This window comes from Marinobacter daqiaonensis, assembly GCF_900115285.1.
Classification (GTDB): Bacteria; Pseudomonadota; Gammaproteobacteria; order Pseudomonadales; family Oleiphilaceae; genus Marinobacter; species Marinobacter daqiaonensis.
Genome location: NZ_FOYW01000002.1, coordinates 395,105 through 414,897 on the forward strand (window position 1 = coordinate 395,105; position 19,793 = coordinate 414,897).

At 57.9% G+C, this 19,793-nt stretch carries 15 protein-coding genes; 10 read left to right on the forward strand and 5 right to left on the reverse strand.

The window, feature by feature from the left end; translation table 11 throughout:
* Positions 1–47: 47 nt before the first annotated feature.
* On the forward strand, positions 48–1,139 hold the full coding sequence (locus BM346_RS14560) for a tRNA-queuosine alpha-mannosyltransferase domain-containing protein (protein WP_092014671.1): 1,092 nt from the start codon (positions 48–50) through the stop codon (positions 1,137–1,139).
* Here the strand turns inward: BM346_RS14560 and BM346_RS14565 are convergent.
* Both BM346_RS14565 and BM346_RS14570 read right to left on the reverse strand, forming a co-directional pair.
* Complete coding sequence (locus BM346_RS14565; protein WP_092014674.1) at positions 1,129–2,091, reverse strand: GGDEF domain-containing protein; 963 nt, start codon at positions 2,089–2,091, stop codon at positions 1,129–1,131. The genes BM346_RS14560 and BM346_RS14565 overlap by 11 nt on opposite strands.
* Before the next feature lie 2 nt (positions 2,092–2,093).
* Positions 2,094–3,110, reverse strand: a complete 1,017-nt coding sequence (locus BM346_RS14570) for a response regulator (protein WP_092014676.1) — start codon at positions 3,108–3,110, stop codon at positions 2,094–2,096.
* Between the two features lie 181 nt (positions 3,111–3,291).
* Between BM346_RS14570 and sbcB the strand changes: the two genes are divergently transcribed.
* From sbcB to BM346_RS14585, 3 genes are read left to right on the forward strand one after another with little or no spacing between them, the layout of a single operon-like run.
* Entirely contained in the window at positions 3,292–4,737 is a 1,446-nt protein-coding gene (gene sbcB / locus BM346_RS14575; protein ID WP_092014679.1) for an exodeoxyribonuclease I, read from the forward strand.
* A gap of 42 nt (positions 4,738–4,779) precedes the next feature.
* The gene (locus BM346_RS18300; RefSeq protein ID WP_227662993.1) at positions 4,780–5,178 is read left to right on the forward strand and encodes a hypothetical protein; all 399 of its coding nucleotides are present in this window, start codon (positions 4,780–4,782) and stop codon (positions 5,176–5,178) included.
* On the forward strand, positions 5,151–5,495 hold the full coding sequence (locus BM346_RS14585) for a type II toxin-antitoxin system PemK/MazF family toxin (protein WP_092014684.1): 345 nt from the start codon (positions 5,151–5,153) through the stop codon (positions 5,493–5,495). Before BM346_RS18300 ends, BM346_RS14585 begins: the two co-directional genes overlap by 28 nt.
* A 231-nt stretch (positions 5,496–5,726) precedes the next feature.
* Here BM346_RS14585 and BM346_RS14590 read toward each other — a convergent pair whose 3' ends face one another.
* From BM346_RS14590 to BM346_RS14600, 3 genes are all read right to left on the reverse strand, one after another.
* Positions 5,727–7,727: a tetratricopeptide repeat protein gene (locus tag BM346_RS14590; RefSeq protein ID WP_092014687.1), complete on the reverse strand. Its 2,001-nt coding sequence runs from the start codon at positions 7,725–7,727 to the stop codon at positions 5,727–5,729.
* 274 nt (positions 7,728–8,001) lie between these two features.
* Positions 8,002–10,092: a motility associated factor glycosyltransferase family protein gene (locus BM346_RS14595; RefSeq protein ID WP_092014690.1), complete on the reverse strand. Its 2,091-nt coding sequence runs from the start codon at positions 10,090–10,092 to the stop codon at positions 8,002–8,004.
* Between the two features lie 123 nt (positions 10,093–10,215).
* Positions 10,216–11,733, reverse strand: a complete 1,518-nt coding sequence (locus BM346_RS14600) for a flagellin N-terminal helical domain-containing protein (protein ID WP_092014693.1) — start codon at positions 11,731–11,733, stop codon at positions 10,216–10,218.
* Positions 11,734–12,335: 602 nt separating this feature from the next.
* Here BM346_RS14600 and BM346_RS14605 point away from each other — a divergent pair.
* The 6 genes from BM346_RS14605 (at position 12,336) to BM346_RS14630 (ending at position 19,759) form a co-directional block, all read left to right on the forward strand.
* Positions 12,336–13,799: a flagellin N-terminal helical domain-containing protein gene (locus tag BM346_RS14605; protein ID WP_092014696.1), complete on the forward strand. Its 1,464-nt coding sequence runs from the start codon at positions 12,336–12,338 to the stop codon at positions 13,797–13,799.
* Between the two features lie 74 nt (positions 13,800–13,873).
* Positions 13,874–14,311 carry a flagellar protein FlaG gene (locus BM346_RS14610; RefSeq protein ID WP_092014699.1) on the forward strand — a complete coding sequence of 146 codons (438 nt, stop codon included), beginning with the start codon at positions 13,874–13,876 and terminating at the stop codon, positions 14,309–14,311.
* Between the two features lie 345 nt (positions 14,312–14,656).
* Positions 14,657–16,645, forward strand: coding sequence for a flagellar filament capping protein FliD (gene fliD / locus BM346_RS14615; protein ID WP_092014702.1), 1,989 nt, complete (start codon positions 14,657–14,659; stop codon positions 16,643–16,645).
* A gap of 60 nt (positions 16,646–16,705) precedes the next feature.
* Positions 16,706–17,113: a flagellar export chaperone FliS gene (gene fliS / locus BM346_RS14620; protein ID WP_092014705.1), complete on the forward strand. Its 408-nt coding sequence runs from the start codon at positions 16,706–16,708 to the stop codon at positions 17,111–17,113.
* Positions 17,114–17,446: 333 nt separating this feature from the next.
* On the forward strand, positions 17,447–18,658 hold the full coding sequence (locus tag BM346_RS14625) for an argininosuccinate synthase (protein ID WP_092014708.1): 1,212 nt from the start codon (positions 17,447–17,449) through the stop codon (positions 18,656–18,658).
* 618 nt (positions 18,659–19,276) lie between these two features.
* Positions 19,277–19,759, forward strand: coding sequence for a YajQ family cyclic di-GMP-binding protein (locus tag BM346_RS14630; protein ID WP_092014711.1), 483 nt, complete (start codon positions 19,277–19,279; stop codon positions 19,757–19,759).
* Positions 19,760–19,793: the final 34 nt, after the last annotated feature.

Sequence of the window (19,793 nt, forward strand, 5' to 3'; positions counted from 1 at the left end):
ATGAATAGACTGATGCGCTCATCCCCCAGCGCCTGAATAATCAGACCATGACCGCACCGAAACGCATTCTTCTGGTGTCCGCCTACGATGCCGGCAGTCATATTCGCTGGCGGAAACAGCTGGTGGCCGAGTTACCTGGATACCATTGGGGCCTGCTGACGCTGCCGCCGAGGTTCTTTCGCTGGCGAATCCGCGGCAATCCCCTGAGCTGGGTGGGCGTACCCGAGCTGCAGACGCCCTGGAACCTGATTATCGCCACCTCCATGGTGGACCTGGCCACGCTGAAAGGGCTGAACCCACAGCTGGCCCAGACTCCCTGCCTGCTCTACATGCACGAGAACCAGTTCGCCTACCCGGACTCCGGGCGCCAGCACGGCAGCGTCGAACCCCTGATGGTGAACCTTTACAGCGCCCTGGCGGCGGACCGCATACTGTTCAACTCGGCCTGGAACCGGGACAGCTTGCTCGAGGGCATCGGCCGGTTTCTGGACCGGCTGCCCGACCGGGTTCCCGCCGGTGTCGTCGAGACGGTTCGTGGCAAGTGTCATGTCGTGCCAGTACCCATTGAGGATCGGCTTTTTGCGAACCGGAGTGCTCCGGTGGACTTCGAGTGTCCTCATCTGCTGTGGAACCACCGCTGGGAATACGACAAGGCTCCTGAGCGACTGCTTTACCTGTTGCGGGAGCTGCGTCGACGGGAGCAGCCCTTCCGGCTCAGCGTGGTGGGGGAGCAGTTCCGCAGCCGGCCGGAGGCCTTTGCCAGCATCCGGGAGGAGTTCGCAGGCCAGTTGTTGCACTGGGGATTCCAGGAGAACCGTGAAGGCTATGACCGGCTGCTGGCGGATGCCGATGTGGTCATCAGCACCGCCCTGCACGACTTCCAGGGCCTGGCCATGCTGGAGGCCATGGCCGCGGGATGCCTTGCCCTGGCGCCGGATCGCCTGGCCTACCCGGAATATGTACCGCCGGTTCAGTGTTACGCGAGCTTGCCAGAGGATCCGGGCGCCGAGGCCCGCGGCGCCGCGGACGCTCTCCAGAGCCTGCTGGCGAGCGGGCCCGGGCCCTCGCCTCCCACGGCCTGGCGCTGGTCAACCCTGAAGAGGATTTACCGGCAACACATGGATGAGCTTATGGTCTGATGGCGACGCTTCGATTGCGGCCGCCTTCCTTGGCCTGGTACAGGGCGTCGTCCGCCTGTTGCAGCCACTGCATGTAATTTTCCGGTTCATCTGTGAGCTGGACCAGTCCCATACTGACGGTGCAGCGGATGTCCCCGTCGTCTGTGTGGATAACGGTCGTGGCCAGGGTTTCCCTGATCCGCTCGCAGATGACCAGGGCGCCGTCGATATCGGTTTCCGGCAGGATGATGCCGAACTCCTCGCCGCCATAGCGTCCCGGCCGGTCCGCCTGGCGCAGGGCTTCGCGGGTGATGCGGGCCACTTCCCGGATGACTTCGTCACCGATGAGATGGCCATAGGTGTCGTTCACCTGCTTGAAGTGATCGATGTCGAACATTACCAGCACGGTATTATGGCCATAGCGCCGGTAGCGCTCGAACTCGGCGTCCAGCAGGTTCTCCCAGGTGCCGCGGTTGAGCAGGCCGGTGAGGCGGTCAGTGGAGCTGAGCCGCTCCAGCTGTTCATTGGCATGCTCAAGGGCGCGACGGCCGCTGGCCACGTCGGTAACGTCGTAGATCATCAGGCATACCTGTTCCACCTGGCCGCCAGTGCCGGTGAGCGGGCTGATGGTCAGGTTCTGGAACATGAATTCTTCCGTGCCGGTGACGGGCCGTGTATTGCGAAAGCGGAACAGGTAAGGGCGTTGCTCCCAGGAGGTAAAGGTACGGGTGTTGAGTGTGACCACCGACTGGACCTTACGGGTGAGCCAGGTTTTCGGCAGGTCCGGGAATGCCTCGAACAGGGACTGGTTCTGGATGCGGTTTGCTGTCATCCCGCTGTGGTTTTCCATGAAACCGTTCCAGACCTTGACCCGGTAATCCAGGTCGATCACAACCAGGCCCACCTCGATGGACTCCAACAGGGTGGCGAGGGCATGATAACCGGAGTTTTCAGGGGTGTTGTCGTCGGCCATGATCATTCCGTCAGGTAGGGCAGCTTGAGTTCCAGCTGGCGGATGGATTCCTCCGTGAGGAACACCAGCAGGTCGCACTGGATGTCATACCCCTCCAGGCGATAGGGAATCTCCACGCACATCAGTTTTTCCTGGCGCTGGTTGTGATACTCCACCAGGTGGTCAACCCGCCGGTGGCGACCCAGGACCATGGGCTGGCCCAGCCCCAGATGGATGTCCATCTGTTCACCCACTCCCCGCAGGAAGGCACCGAAGAGAATGCTGGACATGTCCATCAGCACCTCGATCTCCAGGGAATCGGACTCCACCTCGTCGTAACCCAGCAGTGAAATCATGTCCTGGATACTGGAGTCCGAGAACAGCAGCAGCGCTTCTCCCGCGAGTCCTGCACCGGTGAAACCTTGGCACACCGCCGAGTAGGTGTCCTGATGTTCGGCCGCGGACTTGAGCACCATGCTCAGCTCGGTGCGGTATACGGTGGTGATGCGGGGCACCGGCAACTTGACGAAAACATCCAGTAAACGGGCCAGCAGGTCGGCGGCCTGGCCCATGGCCACGTTGGACACTTCCTGCAGATAATCCGAGAGACCAACACTGAAGGGCGGCGGAACCTCTGGCCAGGCACTGCGGGGCTGTGGCGAATCGGGGTCGGGCTGATAGAGACCGAACTGCTCCAGCAGTTCGGCCAGCACACCGCGTTCGACCGGTTTCCTGACGAAATCGATGGCGCCGAGGGATTTGACTCTCTGGCAGGCCTGGGGCTGGATGTCACCTGAGACCACCAGCGTCATTACCGGCAGGTCCTCCCGAAGAATTCTTTCCAGAACCGTATAGCCGTCCATATCCGGCATGTTCAGGTCGAGGAGGAGTAGGTCCACCTTGCCGGCCCGGACATGTTCCAGTGCCTGGCGACCGTTCTCCGCGTAAAGCAGCTCGGTTTTCCAGTCCTGGGGCAGGGCGCGGGCCATCTGTTTGCGGGCCATCGCCGAGTCATCGCAGATGAGGATTCGGGTTTTCATCAAATACAGGCTCGCCACAAAGACGGGGTTCAGGTGAAGTCCCTAAGCAGGGCCATGATACAGCTAAACCGACCTGAAATAAGCAGGCAACCGTCAAACCCTGCAAACCCCCCCCCCGGTACTGCCTCACATCCGGAAACTGGTACACTCCGCAGCTGAACGATAACCCGGGAGCCCAGGCGTGATCCGCTCATTCTACTGGCACGACTACGAGACATTCGGTGCAGACCCCATCCATGACCGGCCGTCGCAGTTCGCGGGTGTGCGCACCGACGCCGATCTGAACATCATAGAAGACCCGCTGGTGATTTATTGCAGACCCTCCGATGATTATCTGCCGTCACCGGAGGCCTGCCTGATCACCGGCATCACGCCCCAGAAGGCGCTGGAGAATGGTTATCCCGAAGCGGAGTTCATCGACCGCATCAACGAGGCCTTCAGCCAGCCGGGCACCTGCGGTGTCGGCTATAACAGCCTGAGGTTCGACGACGAGGTGACCCGCCACACCCTTTACCGCAACCTGCGGGACCCTTACGGCCGGGAGTGGCAGAACGGCAACTCCCGCTGGGACATCATCGACATGGTGCGGCTGACCTACGCCCTGCGCCCGGAGGGCATCAACTGGCCCCGCAAGGAAGACGGCAGCCCCAGCTTCCGGCTGGAGGAACTGACCGCCGCCAACGGCATCAGCCATGAAGCCGCCCACGATGCCATGTCCGATGTGGAAGCCACCATCGCCCTGGCACGACTGATCAGGGAAAAGCAGCCGAAACTGTTCGAGTTTGTGCTCAGCAACAAGGACAAGCACGCCGCCCGGGCCATGCTGGACACCGTCGCCATGAAACCGGTGTTCCACGTATCTTCCAAGTACCCGGCCAGTCGCGGCTGCTGTGCCATGGTGGCGCCGGTGGCGGAGCATCCCACCAACCGGAACCAGGTCATCGTCTACGACCTCCGCGAGGATCCCACCGAGCTTATCGGCGCCAGCCCGGAGCAGATCCGCGAACGGGTCTTTACCGCCCAGGCGGACATGGAGGAGGGCGTTGCCCGCTTCCCCCTAAAGGGCGTCCAGCTCAACAAGTGCCCGGTACTGGCCCCCGGCACCATGCTCAAGACCCTGAGCCCGGAGCATCTCAAAGCGCTGGAACTGGATGGCAACACCCTCAGGCAGAACCTGGCCACCCTTCGCACCGCAAAGGATTTGCCCCGGAAAATCGCCGAAGCCTTCGGCCACGAGCGGGAAAGCGATCTCACCGACCCGGACGAACAGCTCTACAGCGGCGGCTTCATCAGCAACACCGACCGGGAAAAACTCAACTGGGTCATCAGCCAGCCCCCGGAACAACTCGGCGAGCTGGACGTAAGATTCGAGGACGACCGCCTGCAGGAGCTCCTGTTCCGCTACCGCGCCAGAAACTACCCACATACCCTCATGGACGAGGAAATGGAACGCTGGGAAGAATTTCGCCGCCAACGCCTGATGGAGCCCAAGAAAGGCTGGCTGTCACTGGAAGCGTTCGGAAAGGAATTGCAAAGACTGGCGACCGACCCGAACCTGTCGCCGGAGAAGATGCACATCCTGGAGGAGCTGCATCTGTATGGGGAGTCGCTGATTCCTTATTTTTAGCCACGGAATCCACGGAAGGACACGGAAAGAAAAGAATGAAAGATGAAAAGAAACTGGCTGCAGGTAGGCTCCAGTTCTGAGGCTACCCGCAACCCATTTTTTTGCTTTTCTTCCGTGTTTTCCGTGGATTCCGTGGCTAAACCGGTCTTTCTCTTTTCCTCCCCTCATTTGCGGCTACAAACCCATGGTGTCACAATGAAACCATCGAACGCTCAGTCGGGAGCAAGCATGTTGAATACAGTGGAAGCCGTCATTGACGAATCTGGCCGTATCCAATGGCTGGAGAAGGTGTCGATCAAGGGCAGGCGGCGTGTCCTGATTACGTTGCTTGATGATGAATCTCAGGAAGAGATCCTGCCCGCGGCGGAATCCGCCCTGGCAGGCGATTGGCTCAATGAGGATGAGGACAACGCATGGGAGCATTTGCAAAAGGAAGCGTAGTTCTTATTCGTTTCCCGTTTTCGGATCTGACTCAGCAAAAACTCCGCCCCGCCATTGTGCTGGCTGCCGCAGGGCAGGACGATTACATCCTCTGTCAGGTCACCAGCAAAGCCTACGATCCGCTATCTATCGAACTTAAAGAAGATCAGTTCGCCTCCGGTTCCCTCCATCGCATCAGCTACGCAAGACCGGGCAAGCTCTTCACCGCTCACCAGAGTATCCTCCTTAAAGAAATTGCCAGACTGAAGTCCGGTGATTTCCGGCATGTGCTGGAGGAAGTTATATTGCTACTCAGAGCAGATAGCTCAGCGGGGTAGCCCGAATCAGTCTGGTTCAGAGAGCGTGGCGCTAGAGCAACCAGGAGATTGTGACCGGACCACACGGACCCTCACGGACGAAGAGACCAAACCGAATGATCTTTTCTTTTTGTCCGCGCTTGTCCGTGTGGTCCGTGGCCAATTTTTTCTTTTCTTTCCGTGTTTTCCGTGGATTCTGTGGCAAATCCTTTCTTTTCCGCGTACTTCCGCGGATTCCGCGGCAAAAACTCTTTATCGGCGGCGCACGAAGTAAACGGACAGCGGTTGCCCCACCAGGCTCTGCACCTGGCTCCCCAGGGCCTCGGCCCGCACCTGCCGGGCCACCGGTGCCAGGGCCAGGCTGTGGCCGTCCTGGTCGCTGGCCTTGACCAGTTTCCATTCCACTTCGTTGCTGACCAGGCCCATCAGGTCCTTCAGCTGTTTGACGTCCTGGGGCCGGAACCAGCGGTCGCGGCAGCCGCCTAGGCCGTAGAAGTCCTCTTCCTTCAACAGGTCCTGCCACAGCGGGTCCTGGCGGTTGTTCAGGGCCATGCGCCGGAGGCGACGCAGGGAGTCCCGTGTGGGCTGGAGGTTGTGGGCCCTGATCAGCTGGCGGATCTCGGCATCGCCACGGGTCTGTTCCTCAACGGCCGTGTGCATGTGCACCACCGCCCCCCGGGTAGAGGCTTCACTCACCAGCGCCGCCAGGGAGAGGTCGGCCATGGCGGGGGAGGGCAGGCGGCCCACTTCGATCCAGTGCACCTGGTGACCGTCGGCCACAAAGCGCCGTGCCACCGACCAGGGCCAGAACACGATGTTGGTCAGTCCCAGCTCTTCTGCACGGCGGGTAGCAGTCGCCACATTGGCCAGGGATTCGTCAACGGCGATGACTTCCACATCGTCCAGGTAATGGGCAAGCTCCAGGGCCCGTTGGCCGGACTGGGCGCCGCAGATCATCATTCTCAGGGTGCCGGCCAGGTCTGCTGTGTCCAGGCCAAGCTCCTGGGCCATGATGGCCTTCAGGCTGGTCTCGGCGTGGTAGGCCAGGTGATTCCAGCTGGGCCAGGCCTGGGGCACATCAGAGCGGGCCAGACAGAGCTCGTCCGCCTTTTCCTCGAAATTCTGTTTGGTAGCCTCGTCCAGGGCCCGGTCGTAATAGCTGGCGGCCATCACACCCTGCAGGGCCGCGGGCCATTCGGTCAGGGACCACTGGCCCAGCTGTACCGCGAAATCCTGATGAAACAGGGCGCCGTACATGGCGCTGACCATCACTGATCCCACCAGGGCTTCCAGCGGCTCCCGCACGGCGAACTGGGCGGCGATGCTATTGTTGATGGTGTCGATCAGGTTCTGTTCATCATCGGCCGCCACAAGTGCATAGCCGGTGCGGTCCACATAGCGGGCAACGGCCAGGGTCAGCGGCTGCAATTCGTCCCGCAGTGATACGGTGTGTGCGACTTCGGCGAGGACCGAGCGGCGCAGCAGTGTCACCAGCTCCTCGATACCGGCGTCCGGCATCAGGGTCTTTTCCAGGGCCAGGATCAGCAGCTCGTCTTCGGCCGCGGCGTCCAGGAACACTTCGGCATTGGGGTTGTCCAGGTCGTACTGCTGACGCAGGATGGCGGCGCAGAAACGGCCGATCTCCTGATGGGGGAGTTCTTCCCGGCGTAGCAGGGCAATGGCGTCCAGGGCCAGCTCATGGTTCGCCTGATGCACCTCGATCCGCGCCGCACACTTGAGCATGCCGCTGTAGACCGACGGCCAGTCCATACCCAGCTGGATCAGCTTGCGGTAGTGCAGGTAGGCCACATCGAACTGGCCCTGCTCCCGCTTGGCATGGGCCACGCCACAGAAAGCGGCGGCGGATTGCCGGTCCAGGTCGAGGGCCTTCAGGAAGTAGGCTTCCGCCTTGGCCGGGCGCTCCGTCTTCAGGGCCCAGTAGCCCAGGTTGCAGTACTGCTGGGGCTGCTCCGGCTGATGCTTCAGGCTGCTTTCAAACAGGCTCGCCGCCCGGTCCAACTCACCATCATCCATTTCCACACGGCCCAGCAGGCCAAGCGCTCCGGCGTGATCCGGCTGCATCGTAAGGGCCTGGTTCAGCAACTGCCGGCACCCCTGGCGCGCCTTGATCCGCTCGATGTAACGGCGCTGGGGATGGTTGGACTCGCTATAGGCCAGGTTTGCCTCAATCAACAGCCGCGCCACCTCGGCCTTGTGGGAGTCGGGAACCTGAACGTTGTACTGTGCTTGCATGGAACACCTCATCAACCAGGCCGCGGCAAGGGCGGCAAAGGTCTGCAGTTTTTTGACGGTTTGCAGTGCGTTTGGGTGAGGTGTTGCGAAGGGTGTGCCAAAATTGATGTTGCGATGGAAATGCGGACCGAACCATTTATCACAATGGAAAAATCATGGTTTCTACAAAGCGGTCTGCAAAAACATGGGATGCGGAGAGTCGATAGCAGTCAGCGTGGGCACGTCGCGTAAAAAAGGTGCCGGTAGCCTTCTCAAGCCGCCGGCACCTCGTCCCCTATTTCACAATGTCTTTCGCGGAAGGAATTAATTCCGGATCATTTATCGATTGACGAATCCACGGGTCGGATTCAAGTGAATATTTCTTGTTGGTGACGGACTCAAAGTGACCAGGCAGTTCCGACAGGCAATCCGCGAATGCTTTTTGCCAACGGCTCAGGTAAACCGCGATGTCATGCTCGTCCTCCATCGCTATCGCATGTGAGAATCCTGCGTATAGAAAATGACGCAGGGTTCCACGAATCATATAGTAGAAGCCTGGATCGTTTTGATTCAGTTCGCCTTCCACGTATCTGCTGATCTCAGAAGACAGCCTGGTAATGTCCTTCTTTCCTCTTATTCGCCGGCTTTTCAGAATATTTCCGATCCTGGTCGAAAGAAGTCGAAGTTTTTCTTTCGTATTTTCCAGGCTGGCTTGCAGGTCATCAAGGGAGACGGTTTCCGCATCCGGATTGAAAATCAGGTCGAGGGCCCGCTGTTTTTCCGACGGATCACCGTGCGACGAAGCCGATTCCCTGAATTGTTCTCTTGAGAGCCACGCAGCCCCCTCGATGTCAGCGCCGTCGGCACAGTTAAAGAATCGGGTTTTCGGAAGGGATACGTGGCTTGATACGATCAAACTTTCAACCGCCCTTTTCGCGGTAAAGTATATAGGTGTTGTGTGAACGACGCTGTCATTCACACCCTTTACGGAGAAGGTGCGACCTTTAGTGAAAGTTTTGCTTGCCCCTTCCTTCAATTCTGTTCCGATTACGTCATCTTCACTTTCCATGTAAACGGAACGCTGGGAGTGGTGCTTGTCGTGGCTTTTGAACCCGAAATCGGTGCCAAAGAGGAATATATTTCGGAGGCCGAGTTGACTGCAAATTGCGATGGCCGCATTGGTGCAGGTTGGAGCGCCTCCGGAAATGCTTTTATTGGCCGATCCGAATAAAAAGGAAATGGGATTTTCTCTCTTGAAATAGAGGCGTTGATCCCCGAAGAGCCCCCATATCAGCGGGCAGATCTGGGAAGCTGCTATGATTTTTATGGCCTTGAGCTTGTCAGGGTCGTAGGAGCTTATTACGCGGTAGTTGAGATAATCCGATTCGAGCTCGACATGAAAGTCAGGATAAATGTCATTTTTAATAAGAGCCCTTAATCCGGTTCCAGCACTGACGATAATAACCTTATCCCGAACCGATTTTATATCCTCGATGCGGTCATCCAACGAGGGCCCGCTACCCACGATCAGGGTTGGAGTTTCAGAGACGACGCTCCCCTTTGGCGGAATGGTTCTTATGCCATGATGGAAGGCGTGGAGGGCGTTATTTAACTGGCGAACCTCGTCGTCGTAGTGGCCCCAGGTCGTCAGGGTGGCTAGCGCTTCGCGGTTTATACGCTCTGCGACGGCCGCCATGGTGGAGTCACCCCTTTCGTTGAGAAACAGGTTCATCACGGGAAACACCGGCGTAAAATGCATGAGATGTCTGACCAGATTGGGCCAAAGCGTCTCTTCCGTTTTCTCTACGCCAATCAGAAATCTGAGGGATCGTCCGCTGATCTGAAACCGGGAACATACCTTGGCCCAGTCAACGGTCAGCAGGCTCGCTGCGAAAATATCAAGGTCTGGTTCGACGATAATGGCATTTTCCACCTCAGAGGTCGTTACAAGCTCCTCGATCTGATACCCGAGGCCCACGCCCTGAAAAACAACAAGCGGGTAAAAGTTGGGTATTGGGTAGCCCATGTAGGACGTTCTGGACAGTGGCGATTCCCGGACAATGCTATCCACCGCCATATGAGCAAATCGAGGATGGTAATAATCGCCAGGCCACGGAGGCGGAAGGGACGGTAACAGTTTTCCGGCACTGAACGTGTTCTTGAAGAGTTCGACGCCCTGGTGTGCTCTCTGCCTGCCTTTACCTTCGTACAGAGACCTGCCATCTATCTGCAGGTCGACCTCGTCTTCAACATTGCTGATGATCACTTCAGCCCTGGTGAGCTGGTAGTGCGCAAAATGGGAATAGATACTCGGATAGGCTTTCTGGAAAAAGCGGAGATTCGCTTCTCTACGTTGTACAAACTCGAGGGCTTTATTCTGAACCACAACGGTCTCCACGATGGTGGTGTAAATCGGGCCACTCTAGCATATGGCCCTTGGGCGCAAACATCATCAGGTGACTGAAGGGCTCAGGGGCGCCCCGGCCGGGGCGCCTCCGTTATTTTGAACTTACCCTTGCAGTAACTGCAGTACCTGCTGAGGGCGTGCATTCGCCTGTGATAAGACCGACAGGCCCGCCTGTTGGAGCACCTGAGTACGGGCAAGCTCGGCGGTTTCCGCTGCGAAGTCTGCATCGCGAATGCGGCTATTGGCCGCTGACAGGTTTTCTGAGGTCGTGCTCAGGTTGGCAATGGTTGATTCGAACCGGTTCTGGATTGCGCCCAGTTCACTCCTGATGCTGTTGATACTGGTTAGCGCTGAGTCGACACGCTTGATTGCATCCTCCGCGCCTCCTACGGTCTTGACGTTAACGCCCTCTAGGTTGCCGGAAACGGAAATGGTTTCATCAACCAGGAATCCGGCTTTCCCCGGGGCGTTACCCCCGATTTTGATGGTGTCCAGCGCTTCAAGGCTGATCTGTCCGTATTTGGTAGCTGTTCCGACGGCGCCGACGTCTGCGGCCGCAAATCCGGCAGCTGTTGACGCGAGATCGGTGGTCGAAGACGTCGGTACAGATGTGTCTGTAACAAGCGTCTTGGACTCAGCGGTAATGGTGACATTGCGCCCCAGGGAGTCGGTGAGAGTCAATGTAGTACCGTTGGCGGCGTCAGCCGAAAGTCCCTCGATTCCCGCATCGTTGATCGCGGCGGCAAGCTCTTCAGTGGTCAGGGTGTCTGCAGTAGAGCCGTTAGTACCAGTAGGCCCGTCAATGTTTGCCGTAATCGTTTCCGTGCTGGTGCCGATAGCCAATTTGATGGAGTAGGTGCCGGTGCCGGCATTTGAGCCTGTCGCACCTGCGACAGCTGTAAAGGCAAGGTCCTGGACATTAGTGGCGGAGACTGTCGGCAGTCCAGGGATGTTGGCCCGTTCAATGGCTTCGGCCTTGGCCTTGGCTGATGCATCTGTGCCGGTGCCCGGTACCGGATAGGCCTCGCTCTCGCCCACGGCAATGGTCAGGTCACCATCAGCCAGAGGCTGGTCGGTCACCTGGCGCGAGCCGCTGATGGCCAGCGAGCCAATCTGGTCGGCCCGGGAACCTTCAGACAGGTCAACGCTGATGGTGTCACCGGAGTTGGCGCCCACCTGGAAGGTTTTTTCTCCGAACGATCCGTCGAGGACTTTCAGGCCGTTAAAGGTGGTCTGATCGGCTATACGGGCGATTTCCTCGATTCGCTGTTGCACTTCCTGATCCAGGGCGAGTCTGTCTGAAGCGCTGTTAGTGGCGTTAGCCGACTGAACCGCCAGATCACGGATCCGCTGGAGGTTGTCAATTACCTCTCCAAGCGCCCCTTCTGTCGTCTGTGCCAGGGAGATCCCATCGCTGGCGTTTCTCTGCGCCACGTTCAGGCCAGATATCTGGGACTGAAAACGAGTGGAAATCGCCAGACCAGCGGCATCGTCCTTGGCGGAGTTGATTCTCAGGCCCGAAGACAGCCTTTCAAACGCGACATTGGCCGCTGTCTGGGATTCATTGAGGTTCCGCTGAGCATTCAGCGAAGCGATGTTGGTATTGATGACCTGAGGCATAACAATTCTCCCTGCTCAGAGGTGCCGGAAGCCTGATTCCCGAATCCGGGTAATCCTGCCGGCAGTAATTCGTTAAATTGCCGTGTTACCGAGCCTCAAGCGAAGGACGTGCCAGTTTTCTCTGTTTGTCAGTAGGGTCATGTTTTTTAAAAAAAAGTCTGAATCTGAGAAGCCTTTGCGTGATAGCGGGTTGACAGAAGACTGGCGAGCGAAGGGAAGCAGATTGCCGCTTTTTCAGGCAGTCGACAGGGAAAAATAGGGTTTATTCGCATGGCTGCCATGGGGCGGAACTTCCGGACGAAACTTAAAGAGGCGCGCATGGGGTTGGTTGGCTTGTGATTTATGTGGAGTTCTCTTTTCAGTGCTCTTCAGTGGTTTCCGTGACAAATTCTTTTCAGTTTCGCGTACTTCCGGGGATCTCGTGGCCAAACCTGCCCTTCCGTATAGTTCTTTTACATTCCTTTACAAACTTCGCGAAAATTTTTCTAAAGGAACCCATTCCAGGGCCGTTAAGCAGTGCAACAGGGCGGCGCTCCCAAAAACAGAGAACGGGCGCCACACCTTTTCCATGAAATGACGACAGATGTCGAAGGAGAAGCACTATGGCTCTCGGTATTAACACAAACGTGGCGTCCCTCAGCGCTCAGAACCAGCTTCAGAAGTCTCAGGACCTGAGCAACCAGGCTCTGGAGCGTCTGTCTTCCGGTCTGCGGATCAACTCCGCCAAGGATGACGCCGCTGGTCTGGCGATCTCCACTCGCTTCCAGTCACAGATTCGTGGTCTGGATGTGGCCACCCGGAATGCCAACGACGGTATCTCCCTGGCCCAGACGGCCGAGGGTGCACTTGATGAAATCACCAACAACCTCCAGCGGATCCGTGATCTGGCCGTTCAGTCGGCTAACGCCACCAACAGCGCGTCTGACCGTCAGGCCCTGGACCAGGAAGTAAAGCAGCGCCTTGCGGAAGTGGAGCGTATTTCCACCCAGACCGCTTTCAACGGCCTCAAGGTTCTGGACGGCAGTTTTGGAGAACAGGATTTCCAGGTTGGTGCCAACGCCGGGGAGACCATTGGTGTGGACCTGTCCCAGGGTACCCGTCGTGATCAGATCGGGTCGCTGGCTACGCTGGAAGGTACCGACGTGACTGGTGCGCTCTCTGCTGGTGATCTTGAAATCCAGGTCGGCACCGGTCCGTCCGTGGAAATTGGCGCCTCCGACAGTGATTCCGCGGAATCAATTGCCCAGGCGATCAAGGATGCGAACGTCAGTGGTCTGACGTCCGTGACAGCTACTAACATCAACGAAGTCGCTTTCGCGGATATTGGCGCTTCTACTACTGCTGGTGAAGCGCGGACATACTCGGCGGATATCTCCGTAGGCACCGCCTCTTTTACCGTTTCTGTGACCGCGGACAGCGACGCCGACACCATCACTGAGGCGGAATTTGCCCAGGCAATCAATGAGCAAGCAAGTGCCGCGGGTATTGAAGGTTTTACGGCTGAAGCTACTGCCGCCGCCACTTCCGGTATCGTATTCACGCAAGATGATGGCAAGAACTTTACCATCACAGCTCAAGAAATAAGCACTAGCACAGGAACCGTCGCAACTGGCACTCAAGGATTTGCCTCCGCATCAATTAATACAGTCCAGCGCGGCCAGGTAACCATCGAGGCTCTGGAAGGCATCACACTGAACGGAACCAATGAAGTTGTTGCCGGCTTCGAAGATGGTCAAACAAAGGCGGCCACAGGCTCAATTGACACAGTCAGTGTTGCTGACGTTGACAAGGCAAACGACGCCATTAAGCGCATCGATTCAGCTCTGCAGACGGTAAATGGTATTCGTAGTGAGCTCGGTGCGGTCCAGAACCGCTTTGATTCCACTATCGCGAACCTGGCGACCACCTCAGAAAACCTGAGTGCCGCCAACAGCCGTATCCTGGATGCCGACTTCGCTGCAGAAACTGCGAAGCTCTCCAAGTCCCAGGTACTGCAGCAGGCCGGTATCTCCGTCCTGGCCCAGGCCAATGCACGGCCACAGCAGGTTCTGTCCCTCCTGCAGTAAGTTGGGACTGACGGCTGACCACCGGAGCCTTCGGGCTCCGGTTTTACGCCGTTCCAGGATAGCGAGGTAAAGCGATGAATGACGTTAACCTGAACAGCCCGGATCTGAAGCTGGTTCGTGCCAGCGATCAGTCACCGGCAAGGGCACTGTCGTCATCTCAGGCCGCAGGCAGGAATGCCTCCGACCTTGCTTCCGCATCCGCAGGCAGCACGACGAAAGTCCAGCCCGCCCAGCAGGCCATCGAGCCTTCCAAAGCCGAAAGGCTGAAGGAGCGCAGCGAAGCCCAGCGGGAGCAACTGGATGACGCCGTTACCCAGCTGAACGATTTCGTACAGAACGTTCAGCGGGACCTGCAGTTCGAGGTGGACAACGACAAGGGTCAGACCATCGTCAGGGTGGTTGATCAGAAGACCCAGGAAGTAATCCGCCAGATTCCGGATGAGGTTGCATTGAGGTTGGCAGAGAACTTGCAGCAGGACGAACCGCTGACGTTGTTTAACATCAAGGTATAAAAGCTTGCCGCTTTTGGCCTGATTTCAACAACGGTTATCCAGCACCGCCGCATCCCTAGAGGGTCCGGCGGTGTTCTGCGTTATGGATGTTTGCCGCGGAATCCGCGGAAGAACGCGGAAGGAAAAAAGAATGTTTAGCCACGGAATCCACGGAAAAACACGGAAAAATAAATAATTAAAAATCTTTTCTTCCGTGTCCTTCCGTGGATTCAGTGGCTAAAAAAGTTTTGTTACAGGCTGTTACAAATCGGCACCGGGAATCTGGAAAAAGGGGCAAAGTTTTGCCGCCTCCTGCCGATAAACTGAACAGTAGCAATCAGGCGCCCCCATGAGGAGGCAGAGGTTATGGCAGGTATTTCGTCTTTAGGTATCGGTTCGGGGGTTCTCAGTTCCGATCTGGTGGATCAGCTGGTGGCTGCTGAGCGCAAGCCCACTGAAAACCGGCTGTCCCGGCAAACCCAGCAAACCGAAGCCCTGCTGTCGGCCTACGGCAAGTTGCGCAGTGCCGTGACTGAAATGCGCCTGCCCATGCGCCAGTTGAGCGCGCCGGATAACTTGAAGGCATTTTCCGCCAGCTCCTCTAATGAAGACATTGCGGTGTCCGTCGACAGCACCAAGGCCAGTCGGGGCACCTATAACGTGGATGTGACCAGTCTGGCCTCTGCCCAGGCTCTGGCGTCCCAAACGGTTTTTGCAGACCGTGACGCCACCAGTGTCGGCCAGGGAAAAATGACTCTGACCGTGGGAGACAAGGTCACCAGCATCACAGTTGATAGCAGTAACGACACACTTCAGGGCCTGGCGAACGCCATCAATGACTCTGACGCAGGCGTTTCGGCCGGTGTCATCGATACCGGCAGTGGTTACCAACTGGTGCTTTCCGCGGATGAAACCGGCACGGCGAACGCGGTCAGCATCGCGGTCTCCGGCGACAATGTCGGTACCGACACCGATAATGACGGACTATCCCGGTTCGCATTTAATAGCAGCATGGATGCGGGTGCTGGCCTGACTGAAACGATCGCGGCGACGGACGCCGTAATGAGCGTCAATGGGGTGACAGTTACCCGCTCCAGCAACACCTTTGAGAATGTGATTGACGGTCTGACCTTCGATATTTCTGCCGTGGGACAGTCCACCATCAAGGTGAAGCAGGATCTGGGCGCGGTATCGGACCGAGTCCAGGGTTTCGTTGACAAGTTTAACGGCCTTCAAGGCACTATCGACAGCCTTGCGGGTTTTAACGCCGAGGCGGGCGTTGGTGGCCTGTTGAACGGCGACTCCACCGTTCGAAACATCCAGAGCCAGATGCGTCAGATACTCACCCGCGTGGTACCTGGTCTGGAAAATGCCAGTGTGCGCAGCCTGGCGGATGTGGGCATTACCACCAATTTTGAGACCGGAGGACTGGAGTTTGACCGGTCGAAATTTGAAGAGCAGCTCAAGAATAATCCGGATGATGTTACGGCTCTGTTTGCGGAGCAGGGACGAACCACGGATGGCCAGGTGGAGTTTGTTCGCAGCGGCACGGCCACTGAGCCGGGGAAATACGATATCAATGTCACCCAGGCCGCGACCCCGGGCAGCCTGACCGGCGGCACCGCTCTCGCTGCCACTTTTGATATTACCGACACCAACGACGAAATGACTCTGCAGGTGAACGGCGACACCAGCGTCAGCCTCAAGCTGACCCAGGGCGCGGGTCTCACCCAGCAGCAGGTACTGGACGACATTCAGGCGCAGCTCGACAGCAATAATGCTCTCAATGCGGCCGGTACCAATGTCCAGGTTGGTGTGGATTCCGCTGGCATGCTGACATTTACCTCGTCGACCTACGGTAAGGATTCCAGCGTCACACTGACCAGTGCGGAAAATGGCGCTACCTTCGGGCTGGACACCAACACCAGTACCAGTGGCCTGGATGTGGCGGGGACCATTGATGGTCGAACCGCGGAAGGAGACGGACAGGTTCTGTTCCTGGGTAGCGGCAACGGCGGAGCTTCAGGCCTCCAGGTGCGAATCCTCGGCGACCAGACCGGCAGTCGGGGGTCAATTACCTTTATCGAAGGGGTCGCCGAACGCACGGTGAACCTCGTGACGAATGTTGTTGGAGCCGACGGTGCCATCGAGTCGAGGACCGATAGCCTGAACCGGGAACTGGAGCAGATCCAGGAGAGCCGGGTGCGGCTGGAGGAAGGTATAACGTCCTACCGTGAACGCCTGGTCGCCCAGTTCAGCGCCGCCGACTCCCTTATTTCACAGCTCAACAGTACCCGTGACTACGTCACTCAGCAGCTGGCGGCGCTGGCGCCCCAGAACAATCGCGACAACTAGGTCCGCTCCCGGGAGCGACTGATTAACACCAGCCCAAGCCGGTGAACAAAGAGGTTAACTATGAACGGTCTACAGGCATACCAGCGCGTCAACACCCAGACCAGCATCACCGACGCTGACCCCCACAAGTTGATCCAGCTGCTGTACAACGGCGCCCTGGAACGCATCAATATGGCCAAGGCCCGGATGCAGCAGAAGGACTACGCCGGCAAGGCCCAGGTGATCAACAAGGCTATCGAGATCATTGGCGGCCTGCGTAGCTTTCTGGACTTTGAAAAGGGCGGCGAACTGGCCGCGCGGCTGGAAGCACTTTACGACTACATGGAGCGCACCCTGCTGGAAGCCAGTGCAAAGAACGACATGGCCAAGCTGGACGAAGTGGCAAACCTGCTGCGTTCCGTGAAAGAGGGCTGGGACGGTATCCGTGAGGAAGTGACCAGCCAGCAGCGTTCTGCGGCTGCGGTCTGATATTTGCCGCGGAATCCGCAGAAGTACGCGGAAAAGGCTTTTTTTAGCCACGGAATCCACGGAAAACACGGAAGAAAAGCGAAGTAAAAAGGGCGGCGGGTAACCTGGAAACCGGAGGGTACCCGCACCCAAGCTCTTTTCTTTCTGGTCTTGTTCCGTGTCCTTCCGTGGATTCCGTGGCTAACCCTTTCCTTGTTTTCTTCCGCGGCGAGCTCAAGGCCCACCCAATAGCCATTCCCCCCGCACTCCCGTACAATATGCGCCTTCTTTTCCGAGTCAATAAAATGGGGTCAGACCCTATTTTTCGTTTTATCGAATCGCAGGAGCAAGGGCATGTCTGATATCAAGAAGGTGGTGCTGGCCTATTCCGGTGGCCTGGATACCTCCGTTATCGTTCGCTGGCTGCAGGACACCTACAACTGTGAGGTTGTGACCTTTACTGCCGACATCGGCCAGGGTGAGGAAGTGGAGCCGGCCCGGGAGAAGGCCAAGAAGCTGGGCGTGAACGAAATCTACATTGAAGACCTGCGCGAAGAGTTCGTCCGCGACTACGTGTTCCCCATGTTCCGCGCCAACACCATCTATGAGGGCGAGTACCTGCTGGGTACCTCCATTGCCCGCCCCCTGATCGCCAAGCGCCTGGTGGAAATCGCCAACGAGACCGGCGCCGATGCCATCTCCCACGGTGCCACCGGCAAGGGTAACGACCAGGTGCGTTTCGAGCTGGGCGCATACGCCCTGAAGCCCGGCGTGAAGGTCATCGCTCCCTGGCGCGAGTGGGACCTGAACTCCCGCGAGAAGCTGCTGGCCTACTGCGACGAGCGTGATATTCCAGTGGAGAAGAAGAAGGGCAAGAGCCCGTACTCCATGGATGCCAACCTGCTGCACATCTCCTATGAAGGCATCAACCTGGAAGACCCCTGGGCGGAAGCCGAGGAAGACATGTGGCGCTGGACCGTTTCACCGGAGTCCGCCCCGGAGAAGCCCACCTATGTGGAGCTGACCTATAAGAAGGGTGACATTGTTGCCATCGACGGCCAGGACATGAAGCCCCACGTGGTGCTGGAAACCCTGAACAAGCTGGCGGGCGACAACGGTATCGGCCGTCTGGACATCGTCGAGAACCGCTACGTGGGCATGAAGTCCCGCGGCTGCTACGAAACCCCGGGCGGCACCATCATGCTGCGGGCCCACCGCGCCATCGAGTCCATCACCCTGGACCGCGAAGTCGCCCACCTGAAAGACAGCATCATGCCCCGTTATGCGGAAGTCATCTACAACGGCTACTGGTGGTCCCCGGAGCGCGAAGCCCTCCAGGCCCTGATCGACCAGACCCAGCACTACGTCAACGGCACCGTGCGCCTGAAGCTCTACAAGGGCAACGTCGATGTAGTGGGCCGTAAGTCCGAAGACTCCCTGTTCGACGAGAAGATCGCCACCTTCGAGGAAGACCAGGGCGCCTATGACCAGAAAGACGCCGAAGGCTTTATCAAGCTCAACGCCCTGCGGCTGCGAATTGCCGCCGGCAAGGGCCGCAAGCTTTAAGGCCTGATTGGCTGCGGAATCCGCGGAAGTACGCGGAAGGAAAGACTGATTTAGCCACGGAAACCACGGAAAACACGGAAGAAAAGCATAAGGAAATGGGTTGCGGGTACCCCAGAGCGAGAAGGTGCCCGCAACCACGGGGTCTTTTTTCTTTGTCCCTTTTCCGTGTCCTTCCGTGGATTCCGTGGCCAATATATCTTTTTCGTTTTTTTCCGCGTACTTCCGCGTATTCCGCGGCAAAAAAAACCAAAAAAAAGGCCAACCCGATGAGGGGCTGGCCAGAGAACAACAAACAAGGAAAGATCGAACTGCCTGAAACAACACAACCGGGTCCCAAAATGCCGGTGAGGGTACAGCAGACTCCCTCACCGTTGGGTATGGATACTGCCAGGGGATACCACACCATTCCCCCGATCCACATGGCTAGAATACTGCTTTGCCGGTAACGGGTCTGTTGGCCTTGTGTGTTTGTCTGTTACCGCGTGTTTCTCCTCTCCCTCGCCCGATTACCGGGTTTCTGAAATGTCCGCCGGCCAGGGTCGATGTGGCCGCCATTTGCCGCTATGCTATGGTCCTTTCCCAGCCCCAGTAAGCTTCAAGATCAGGAGACCGAACACCATGCCTTCTTTTGATATCGTTTCCGAAATCGACATGCACGAAGTCACCAATGCCGTGGACCAGGCCAGGCGGGAGCTGGGCAACCGCTGGGACTTCAAGAATGTCGAGGCGGATATCGAGCTGGATGACCAGACCATTACCCTCAGTGCGGAGCAGGAGTTCCAGATCGAGCAGCTTCTGGAGATGCTGCGCATGGCTTTCGCCAAGCGTGATATAGATACCCGCGCCATTGACGATGACGGCGAGAGCAAGTCCGGCAAGCTGGTAAAGAAGCACCTGAAGCTGCGCCAGGGAATTGAAACCGATCAGGCCAAGAAGATCGTCAAGATGATCAAGGAAGCCAAACTCAAGGTTCAGGCCAGCATCCAGGGCGATAAAGTGCGGGTGACGGGCAAGAAGCGGGACGACCTTCAGGAGGCGATCGCCATGCTCAAGGGGAGCGATCTTGACCTGCCGCTGCAATTCAACAACTTCCGTGACTGAGCTGGAGTAGCCCATTTTCTCAAGGATTGATTCC

Coding starts and splice junctions, on each gene's coding strand:
- BM346_RS14560 (WP_092014671.1), top strand. CDS start 48: ATGACCGCACCGAAACGCATTCTTCTGGTGTCCGCCTACGATGCCGGC.
- BM346_RS14565 (WP_092014674.1), bottom strand. CDS start 2,091: ATGGCCGACGACAACACCCCTGAAAACTCCGGTTATCATGCCCTCGCC.
- BM346_RS14570 (WP_092014676.1), bottom strand. CDS start 3,110: ATGAAAACCCGAATCCTCATCTGCGATGACTCGGCGATGGCCCGCAAA.
- BM346_RS18300 (WP_227662993.1), top strand. CDS start 4,780: ATGAAAAGAAACTGGCTGCAGGTAGGCTCCAGTTCTGAGGCTACCCGC.
- BM346_RS14585 (WP_092014684.1), top strand. CDS start 5,151: ATGGGAGCATTTGCAAAAGGAAGCGTAGTTCTTATTCGTTTCCCGTTT.
- BM346_RS14590 (WP_092014687.1), bottom strand. CDS start 7,727: ATGCAAGCACAGTACAACGTTCAGGTTCCCGACTCCCACAAGGCCGAG.
- BM346_RS14600 (WP_092014693.1), bottom strand. CDS start 11,733: ATGCCTCAGGTCATCAATACCAACATCGCTTCGCTGAATGCTCAGCGG.
- BM346_RS14605 (WP_092014696.1), top strand. CDS start 12,336: ATGGCTCTCGGTATTAACACAAACGTGGCGTCCCTCAGCGCTCAGAAC.
- BM346_RS14610 (WP_092014699.1), top strand. CDS start 13,874: ATGAATGACGTTAACCTGAACAGCCCGGATCTGAAGCTGGTTCGTGCC.
- fliD (WP_092014702.1), top strand. CDS start 14,657: ATGGCAGGTATTTCGTCTTTAGGTATCGGTTCGGGGGTTCTCAGTTCC.
- fliS (WP_092014705.1), top strand. CDS start 16,706: ATGAACGGTCTACAGGCATACCAGCGCGTCAACACCCAGACCAGCATC.
- BM346_RS14625 (WP_092014708.1), top strand. CDS start 17,447: ATGTCTGATATCAAGAAGGTGGTGCTGGCCTATTCCGGTGGCCTGGAT.
- BM346_RS14630 (WP_092014711.1), top strand. CDS start 19,277: ATGCCTTCTTTTGATATCGTTTCCGAAATCGACATGCACGAAGTCACC.